This is a genomic window from Pseudomonas sp. 05N434 (assembly GCF_056396965.1).
In genome coordinates, this window is sequence record NZ_JBFTMK010001018.1 from 1 (window position 1) to 664 (window position 664).

Consider the following 664-nt stretch of genomic DNA (forward strand, 5'->3'; position numbering starts at 1 on the left):
TGTTACGCAAGAAAATTTTTAAAATTGAAGGTCGCGGGACGGTTTACGAACATAAAATAAGTGCTAAAACTCTCCATTCTGTCTTTCTTAAAACCTTACGAGAGTTGGGAGYGCCAATAGATCAATGGCCATTTACCGCCGAGTTAATGGGCGCAAGAACCATCAGCAAGTATTTAAACTTAATAATGGATGACAATTTTGATCAGGCAGTACAAGTTAATGAAGAATCTTCGGCGCGTGCGCACCTTAAGGTTGGAAAAGGTGTGTGCACAAATCTTCGCTCTAACGAGCCCTATGATGTAGTCGAGGTTGATGCCTACCACACCGACTGTCACTCATCCGTTGAGTTTATGACTCCTGAGGGGTTGCTCAAAGCTGTTCGCATTGAACGCATATGGCTGATAGCGTTGATTGATGTTGCTTCGGGTGCTGTCATAAGTTACATCCTTGTGTTCAAGCCAGAGGTTAATGCCGAAGATGTGGTCAATCTATTCAGGCTTGCCTTGCTGCCAAATCGTGAGCGGCCATTGCCGGTAGTCGACGGACTAATTTATCCAGAAGGCTCAGGTTTTCCCAATGAAGTTATTGATGAATGCAAAGGAGCATTATGGTCAACGATTAAGTTTGACGGTGCGCTGGCTAACCTTGCTGAAAAGATCACTGA

1 pseudogene is annotated in these 664 nt (G+C 44.3%); it reads left to right on the forward strand.

Going from position 1 to position 664, the window contains the following annotated elements:
* A pseudogene (locus AC1DLB_RS31445) lies at positions 1-664 on the forward strand (hypothetical protein); the annotation flags it as partial.